This is a genomic window from Actinophytocola sp., assembly GCF_050699915.1.
Lineage (GTDB): Bacteria > Actinomycetota > Actinomycetes > Mycobacteriales > Pseudonocardiaceae > Actinophytocola.
Genome location: NZ_JBOHGA010000249.1, coordinates 1 through 8,243, shown reverse-complemented (window position 1 = coordinate 8,243; position 8,243 = coordinate 1). Strand labels below are relative to the sequence as shown.

Below are 8,243 nucleotides of genomic sequence, written 5' to 3'. Positions count from 1 at the left end.
GCGGCCAGGTCGCGTGGCGGGGATCAGCGCGAGAGTCGCGGGCCGCCGCGATCACCGCCGCCGCGACGACGGCGAGCGCCACCGTCGCCACCGACCGCCGGCCCGCAGAACAAGGCGGTGCGGGCGCAGCCGGCGGGCGAGCAGCACCTTCGCGGCGAACACCCCGGGCGTGGCCGCGAGCACCCACAACAGCACGAGGATGCTCGTCCGCGCGAACGTGCCGGGCTGGACGGTGCGGCCCGGAACCGCCCAGCACCCCGCGACCGCCAGCCCCGCGAGGACGGTCGTGCCCCACTCCGCCTCACGTGTCATGACGGCTCCAGCCGCGGCCGCACCCGGGCCGGCCTCGAGGTCGAGCTGCTGGCACAGCTCGTCTGACTACTCCGTGTCGCCGGGGTCGCCGAGGGCCAGCTTGCCCGCGTAGCTGAGGGTTCCTTCCGGGGTGAGCGGGTGGAACGTGCCGGCCCGCACGTCGCGGAAGGCGCGTTCCATGCCGAAGCGCTTGAAGAACGAGCGGCCGCCCATGACGTCCATCGCCAGGTTGACCACCTCGATCGCCTCGACGACCGCCTGGCGCTTGGCCACCATCACGGTCGTGAGCGCCTCCGGCGTGGCCGTGTAGTCCTCGCCCAGCTCCTCGAGCGCGCCCATCAGCGCCCACCACGCGACGCGCAGCTTCGTGTCCATCAGCCCGACCTGGCGGTGCACCCGCGGCAGGTCGCCGAGCGGACGCGGGCCGCGCGACCCGGCCGAGGCCGCCGCGACGGCCGCGTCCCGGGCGCCGGCGGCGATGCCGAAGTACGTCGCGCCGACGACCGGTGCGAAGTGGACGGTGGCGGCGAGCAGCGGCGCGCCGAGCTCGCCGTAGGGCCGGTGCCCGACGATCTTGTCCGCGGCGACGGCGACGTCCTCCAGCACGACGTCGTGGCTGGCCGTGCCGCGCATGCCGAGCGTGTCCCAGGTTTCCACGATGCGGACCCCGGGCGCGGACAGCGGAATGCTGAAGTGCAGCACGTCCGCGTCGACGCCCGGTTCGCCGAGCACCGCGCAGGTGGCGACGACCGTGGCGCCCGGCGACTGGCTGCAGAAGATCTTGCGGCCGTTGACCAGGTATCCGTTGTCGGTGGGCACGGCGGTGGTCGTCGGCCAGAGCCAGTCCGAGCCGCCGCTCGTCGCGATCACGATGCCCTCGGCGGCGATCCGGCGCAGCACTCCCTCGGCGTCGGGCGCGCCCTTGCGCCGGCGGTAGCCCTGCACGAGCGTCAGGTAGGTGTGCATCGCGACGGACAGCGCGGTCGCGCCGTCGTGGCGGGCCAGCTCGGCCTGCGCGTAGCAGGCCTGGCGCATGCTCGCGCCGAGGCCGCCGAGATCCTCCGGCACAGTCAGAGCCAGGTAGCCGTTCTCGCGCATCGCCGCGTAGGCCTCGGTGACGAACGTGGCGTCCCGGTCGTGCTCGGCGGCGTGCTCGGCGGCGACCGCCCCGATGCGGGCGGCGAGCTCGGTGAACCGAGCGTCATCGGCTCGTAACGGGATCGGATACGTACTGGTTGAGCGGGATTGAGCGATTGTCATGTAGTGGACGCTAAGAACTGCGGCGCCCGCGAAGTAGTACAGAAACTGAACTCACGGGAGCGCGCATGCGGCCTTACGCGCAGTACTGCCCGGTGGTCCGAGCGGTCGAGCTGCTCGGCGACCGGTGGACCCTGCTGATCGTCCGGGACATGGTCGTCGGCGGCGGCGCGGCACGGTTCAACGAGCTGGCCCGCGGGCTGCCGGGGCTGTCCCGAGCGCTGCTGTCGCGGCGGCTGCGGCAGCTGCACAACGCCGGCCTGGTGGAGCACACGGAGGACGGCTACGCGCTGACCCGCGCCGGCGAGGACCTGCGCCCGCTCGTGTTCGGCCTGGCCGACTGGGGCGCGCGGTACGCGTTCGGCGACCCGCGGCCGGAGGAGCTGGACCCGGAGCTGCTGATGTGGTGGATGCACGGCCGGATCGACACCGGCGACATCGACAAGCGCGCGGTGATCCAGGTGGAGATCGCCGACCACCGGCGGAAGTACTGGCTGGTGCTGGAGCCCGGCGAGGCGTCGGTCTGCTACACCGACCCGGGCTTCGACATCGACGCCGTGCTCGCCGCGGACCTGCCGACGCTGTACCGCATGTGGCTGGGCGAGATCGAACTGCTGGACGCCGTCCGCGCGGGCACCATCGACCTGACCGGCGCCCGCTGGATCATCCGCGGCCTCCCGTCCTGGCTGCGACTGAGCCCGATCGCCGAGAACGTGAAGGCCGCCCGGGCCCGTTAGCGAGCCGTGCGACCGGCGTGCTGACCTGGGTCGCCGAGGCTCGTTCGGCACTGTCGGTACCGTTGTAGCGTGCGGATTCTGATCGTCGAGGACGAGGAGGCCCTGGCCGAGGCCGTCGCCAGGGGGTTGCGGCGGGAGGGCATGGCCGTCGACGTCGCGCTCGGTGGGGACGAGGGACACGAGAAGGCCACCGTCACGCGCTACGACGTCGTCGTGCTCGATCGGGACCTGCCGGGGATGTCCGGCGACGAGCTGTGCCGCGAGATCGTCGCGTCCGGGCAGCTCACCCGGGTGCTCATGCTGACCGCCTCCGGCTCGGTCGCCGACCGCGTCGAGGGGCTCTCCCTCGGCGCCGACGACTACCTCGCCAAGCCCTTCGCCTTCGACGAGCTCGTCGCGCGCGTGCGGGCGCTCGCCCGACGGTCCACTCCGGTCACCCCGCCGGTGCTGCGCGCGGGCGACCTCGAGCTCGACCCCGCCCGCCGCACGGTGACCCGGTCCGGCGAGCCGGTCGAGCTGACCCGCAAGGAGTTCGGCGTGCTCGAGGTCCTGCTCGCCGCGTCCGGCTCGGTGGTCAGCAGCGAGGAACTGCTGGAGCGGGTGTGGGACGAGCACGCGGACCCGTTCACCACGACCGTCCGGGTGACCGTGATGACCCTGCGCAAGAAGCTGGGTGAGCCCGGGATCATCGACACGGTCGTCGGGTCCGGCTACCGGGTGCCCGCGGCCGGCACGGCTGGACCCGCGGTGCCCGCCGAGTCCGGGTGAACGGCCCTCGGCGCGGTCCCGGCCTGCGCGCCCGGATCACGCTGCTCGCCACCGCGCTGGTCGCCATGGTCGCGGTCCTGCTGCTGTGGCTCGGCTGGATGCTCGCGGGCAACGCGGTCACCGTGCCGACGCTGCCGACCGGCACCACCGTCGTCGTCGAGGGCGTGCCGGTGCGGGCCGAACAGCTCGCCGAGGCGCTGCGCGACTACACGCGCCTGCGGGTGCTGCTCGCGGGTTCGGTCGCGTTCGTGTGCGTGGTGCTCGCGACCGCGCTGCTGGCCTGGACGTTCACCGGCCGGGTGCTCAAGCCGCTGCGCGACGTCACCGGCACCGCGCGACGGTTGTCCGCCGAGTCGCTGGGCGAGCGGATCTCGCTGCACGGTCCGCGGGACGAGGTGGCCGAGCTGGCCGACACGTTCGACGCGATGCTCGACCGGCTGCAGGCGACGTTCACCGCGCAGCGCCAGTTCGTCGCGAACGCCTCTCACGAGCTGCGCACCCCGCTGTCGGTCATCCGCACCGAGCTGGACGTGACGCTGTCCGATCCGGACGCCGACGACGAGGAGCTGCGCCGGATGGCCGGCGTGGTGCGCAAGGCGACGCTGCGCGCCGGGCACCTGGTCGAGGCGCTGCTGCTGCTCGCGCGCACCGACGGCATGGGCATCGGCGTGGTCGAGCCGGTCGACCTGGCCGCGGTCGTGGACCAGGCCTGGCCGCCGATCTCGGCCGACGCGGAGAAGCGCGGCCTGACCGCGGCGTTCCACTGTGGACCGTCACCCGCCGCGGGCGACCCGGCGCTGCTGGAGCGGGTCGCGGGAAACCTGTTGGAGAACGCCGTGCGGCACAACGTCGACGGCGGCTGGATCGACGTGCGGAGCGGCTCGGCGGCGGGGTTCGCGAGCCTGCGGGTGAGCTCGTCGGGCGCGATGGTGGATCCCGAGCGGGTCGAGGAGCTGTTCGAGTCGTTCCGGCGCGGCGGCGTGGACCGGACCGCGCACACGGGCACCGGGCTCGGGCTGGCGATCGTGCGTGCCGTGGTCCTCGCCCACCACGGGACGGTCGGCGCGGAGGCGGTGCCCGGCGGCGGGCTGACGGTGACCGTGCACCTGCCGGCGCGCCCCGTCATCAGCCCGGCCCAGTAGGCCGGCCCGGCGAGTCCGCTCAGTAGGTCCGCTCGACCAGGTCGACGAGGACGAGTCGCAGGTCGCCGAACGGCAGCTGGTAGCCGTCGACCGACTGGACCTGCGTGGCGAGCGCGGTGAGCAGGAAGTCGCGGATCGCGGCCGTCGTGCCCTGGTCCGGGTACTGCGTGCAGGCGATGACATAGCCGACGTGCACCAGCGGGTAGGGCGGGGTGCCGTCGCCGACCTGGTCGGCGCCCGCCCGGTAGATCGCGTCCGGCAACGCGGTGAGGTCGGCGGTGTCGTGCAGGGCGGCGTCCACCGCGGCGTGGACGGCGTCCGCGTCCGGGATGATGCCCTTGCCGTCGCCGGTGGCGATCATCACGACGGGCTCCTGGGCCGCGCGGGCCAGTGGGAAGGGCAGATAGCCGATCGCGCCCTCGACGGACCGGACCGCGGCGAGCACGTCCGCGTCGGACTGCTGGGGCAGCTGCGCCCGGCCGCCGAACTCCGGCCCGGAGCCCGAGCGCCAGCCGCCGGTCGCGGTCAGGAACTGCTGGAACGTCTGCGTGCTCTGCGCCTCGTCCGCCCGGGCGACCACCGTGACCGCTGTCGCCGGCAGCCGGACGCCGGGGTTCAGCTCGGCGACGGCCCGGTCGTTCCAGCGCGTGAGCCGCCCGCTGAAGATCGCGGTCAGAGCCGGCGCGTCCAGCTGGAGCTCGGCGACGCTGGGCAGGTGGTAGGTGACCGCGACGGGCGTGAGGACCATCGGCAGCTGCAGCACGAGGTTCTTGTCGGCGGGGGCGCCGATCCCGGAGCAGCGGGCGGCCGCGGCGGCGATCTCGCCCTGGTTCTCGCCGAGCACGTGGTCGACGACGGCGAAGTCGGCCTCGCCGGCGGCGAACCGCGCGACGCCGTCGGGAGTGCCGTCGGGGGAGTAGTCGAGGGTGCTGCCCGCACACCGGCCGGTCCACTGCTCGGCGATGGTGAGCATGGCGTCGTGCTGAAGGGAGGAGCCGCTGGCGGTGATGGTCCTGGCGCCGGAGCAGGCGGGTCGGCTGGTGGTCGGGTCGTCCCCGGCGGCGGGCGTGACGCTCTCGAGCGCCGGCACGGGGGTTCCGTCTGTGGTGTTGTCCTGGAGGAGGGGCACGGTGATGGCCGCGGCGGCGAGCAGCACCGCGACCACGGCGCCGACGAGTCTTCGTCTTCGCGGGTTGGGTCGACGTCCTGGCGCCGGCGAGGCGCTGCGCGGCTTGTCCTTACCGGGCGCGCCGTAGGTGACGGGCTCGATGACGCGCGCGGCGGCGCCGCTCGGCCGTGCGTCGGCCACCGGCGCGGCCTCGGCCTCGATCGCGTCCGCCGCCGCGCGTAAGGCGGCGAGGTCGTGCGGGTCGATCGGCGGCGCGGTCACCACTCCGGTCCCGGTGGGCGCGTCGACGACCGCGACGCCGCCGCTCGGTTCGACGGACGCTTCCGCCGGAGCGACCGCCACCGCGCCGGCGAGCGGTTCGCTCGGTTCGGCGGCGGGTTCGGCGGTGGCGTCGACGGGTCCGACGACGGCGTCGGCCGCGATGCCGGCGGACAGGTCGACGGGGTTGGCGGGAGGCGCGGTGGCCGCGTAGGCAAGCGACTTGCTCGGCGCGTCCTCGGCGGCGGCGTCACCCGTGACGTCGACGGGTCCGACGATGGCGTCGCCCGCGATGCCGGCCGACAGGTCGATCGGGTTGGCGGGCGGTGCGGCGGCCGCGTAGGACGGCGACGTGCTCGGTTCCTCGGGGGCGGCGGCGTCGATGGGCCCGACGACGGCGTCGCCCGCGATGGCGGCCGACAGGTCGACGGGGTTGGCCGGCGGCGCGGCGGCCGCGTAGGCGGGCTGCGTGCTCAGCTCCTCGGTGGTCGCGTCCGCGGAGATGGGTCCGACGACGGCGTCGCCGGGGATGCCGGCCGACAGGTCCAGCGGGTTCGCGGGTGGCGTGGTGGCCGGGTAGGCGAGCGGTGCCGCCGGCTCGTCCTCGACGGTTGCGTCCGCGTCGATCGGGCCGACGACGGCGTCGCCGGGGATGCCGGCCGACAGGTCCAGCGGGTTCTCCGGCGGGGCGGCCGGCGCGTACGCGAGCGGGTCCGCGACGACACCGGTCTCCGGCTCCGCGTCCGCCGGGATGGGTCCGACGATGGCGTCGCTCGGGATCCCCGCCGAGAGGTCGAGCGGGTTCTCCGGCGGGCTGGCCGTCTCGTAGGCGAGCGACTCGCCGGCGATCGCCGCCGCGGCGAGCGCCGCCGGGGTCGGGCGGTCCGCCGGATCCGCCGCCCGGCACCGCACCACCAACGAGCGCAACGGTTCCGGCAGCTCGTCCTCGGCGCCGGCCAGGAACGTGACCAGCTTGCCCAACGCGACGACGTCGGCCGCCGCGCCGGCGTGCTCGCCGACCCCCAAGCCGATCACCCGCGGCCCCTCGGGTGTCAGCCGCACGGTGTCCGCGGACAGCGACCCGTGCACCAGCCCGGCCTCGCGGATCGCGCCCAGCGCCCCGGCCACACCGGCCGTCACCCGCAGCACCTCGGCGACCGGCAGCGGTCCCCACTCGGCCACGACCTCGCGCAGCGGCGGCCCATCGACGTACTCGGTGGCCAGCCACGGGTGGTCCGCGTCGGCGTGGGCGTCGATCAGCGCGGCGACGTGCCGGTGCCGAACCCGGCCGGCGGCGGTGACCTCGGCCGCGAACCGGTGGCGGAACCGCGGGTCGACGGCCTGCTCGACCCGGACGACCGTGACGGCGGCCGCGACCCCTACCGCGTCACGTCCCAAGTAGACGTGACCCGACGTGCCCAGCCGGCCCTCGATCGCGAACGGACCCACCCGAGGCGGGTCGTTCTCGGCGAGCGGCTCCAGCACTGGACGCACCTCCCCGCTCGGCAACACAACGAAGTTACCCGGACGCGGACCGCGTCAGGAAGGCCTTCTACCAGGCAAGGTCCAGCCGGTTCGCCAACGAGATCGCGTCGCCGGGCGCCTTCACCTTCGCGTCGTTGTCGAAATAGGCATACGCATCAACGCCCTGCTCCGTCCAGCCGCGCAGCCGTCCGGCCCACTCGTCGAGCGCCTCGCCGGTGTAGCCGCTGGTATAGAGCTCGGTGCTGCCGTGCAGCCGGACGTAGGCGAAATCGGCGGTCACGTGCTCCAGGTACGGCCACTCGGCCGCGGCGTCCGCGACCACCAGGCCGATGCCGTGCGCGCGCAGCACGTCGAGGAAGGCCGGGTCTGTGAAGCTCTGGTGGCGCACCTCCAGCGCGTGCCGCAGCGGCCGGTCGGCGTCGGTGACCGTCCACGCGCGACCCTCGAGCCGCTCGTCGTGCCGGCCGGCCAGCTCGGCGGCCGCGGTGGTGGTGCGCGGCAGGAGGTCGAAGAACGCGTCGAGCAGGTCCGCGTCGAACGCCAGCGTCGGCGGGAGCTGCCACAGCAGGGGGCCGAGCTTCTCGCCGAGCGCGAGCACCCCGGACGCGAAGAAGTTGGCCAGCGGCGCGTCGACGTCCCGCAGCCGCTTCATGTGCGTGATGAACCGGCCGCCCTTGACCGCGAACACGAAGTCGTCCGGAGTCTGCTCGTGCCACGCCTGGTAGCTCGACGGCCGCTGCAGCGCGTAGAACGAGCCGTTGATCTCGACCGAGTTGACCTTGCTCGACAGGTACTCCAGCTCGCGGCGGTGCGCGAGCCCGGTCGGGTAGAACCGCCCGCGCCATGGTGGGTAGACCCAGCCCGAGGTACCGATCCGGACCCGCCCGGCCACCGGCTCAGCCGGAGCCGTTCAGCGCGGTGGACAGCGCGTCGCTGGTCAGCGAGATCTGCCACTCGCGCGCGCCGCCGATCCGCAGCGCGTCGGCGACGGTGTCGGTGGACAGCGGCTCGGGCGGGCGCCAGCAGGTTCGGCGCACGAGGTCGGGCTGCAGGAGGTTCTCGATCGGCAGCCGCCGTTCCTCGGCGATCGCCGCGAGGCGGGTGCGGACGGCGGACAACCGCGCGGCCGCGGCCGGGTCGCGGTCCGCCCAGCGG

Annotated in this window: 7 protein-coding genes and 1 pseudogene; 3 read left to right on the top strand and 5 right to left on the bottom strand. The window is 74.3% G+C overall.

Features of this window, described 5'->3' with window-relative positions:
• Positions 1-51: 51 nt before the first annotated feature.
• Both ACRDSK_RS28970 and ACRDSK_RS28965 read right to left on the bottom strand, forming a co-directional pair.
• A complete protein-coding gene (locus ACRDSK_RS28970) occupies positions 52-312 on the bottom strand; it encodes a hypothetical protein (protein ID WP_431444529.1) in 261 nt (86 codons plus the stop codon).
• A 66-nt stretch (positions 313-378) separates the two neighbouring features.
• On the bottom strand, positions 379-1,572 hold the full coding sequence (locus ACRDSK_RS28965; RefSeq protein WP_431444528.1) for an acyl-CoA dehydrogenase family protein: 1,194 nt from the start codon (positions 1,570-1,572) through the stop codon (positions 379-381).
• Between the two features lie 65 nt (positions 1,573-1,637).
• Between ACRDSK_RS28965 and ACRDSK_RS28960 the strand changes: the two genes are divergently transcribed.
• The 3 genes from ACRDSK_RS28960 (at position 1,638) to ACRDSK_RS28950 (ending at position 4,216) form a co-directional block, all read left to right on the top strand.
• On the top strand, positions 1,638-2,306 hold the full coding sequence (locus tag ACRDSK_RS28960) for a winged helix-turn-helix transcriptional regulator (protein WP_431444527.1): 669 nt from the start codon (positions 1,638-1,640) through the stop codon (positions 2,304-2,306).
• Positions 2,307-2,375: 69 nt separating this feature from the next.
• Positions 2,376-3,074, top strand: a complete 699-nt coding sequence (locus tag ACRDSK_RS28955) for a response regulator transcription factor (protein WP_431444526.1) — start codon at positions 2,376-2,378, stop codon at positions 3,072-3,074.
• Positions 3,075-3,139: 65 nt separating this feature from the next.
• The gene (locus tag ACRDSK_RS28950) at positions 3,140-4,216 is read left to right on the top strand and encodes a sensor histidine kinase (protein WP_431444530.1); all 1,077 of its coding nucleotides are present in this window, start codon (positions 3,140-3,142) and stop codon (positions 4,214-4,216) included.
• Between the two features lie 19 nt (positions 4,217-4,235).
• Here ACRDSK_RS28950 and ACRDSK_RS28945 read toward each other — a convergent pair whose 3' ends face one another.
• The 3 genes and pseudogenes from ACRDSK_RS28945 to ACRDSK_RS28935 all read right to left on the bottom strand — a co-directional run.
• Positions 4,236-7,088, bottom strand: a complete 2,853-nt coding sequence (locus ACRDSK_RS28945) for a substrate-binding domain-containing protein (protein WP_431444525.1) — start codon at positions 7,086-7,088, stop codon at positions 4,236-4,238.
• A 67-nt stretch (positions 7,089-7,155) separates the two neighbouring features.
• Positions 7,156-7,980, bottom strand: a complete 825-nt coding sequence (locus ACRDSK_RS28940; protein ID WP_431444524.1) for a DUF72 domain-containing protein — start codon at positions 7,978-7,980, stop codon at positions 7,156-7,158.
• Positions 7,981-7,984: 4 nt separating this feature from the next.
• Positions 7,985-8,243, bottom strand: a pseudogene (locus ACRDSK_RS28935) (ribonuclease D); the annotation flags it as partial.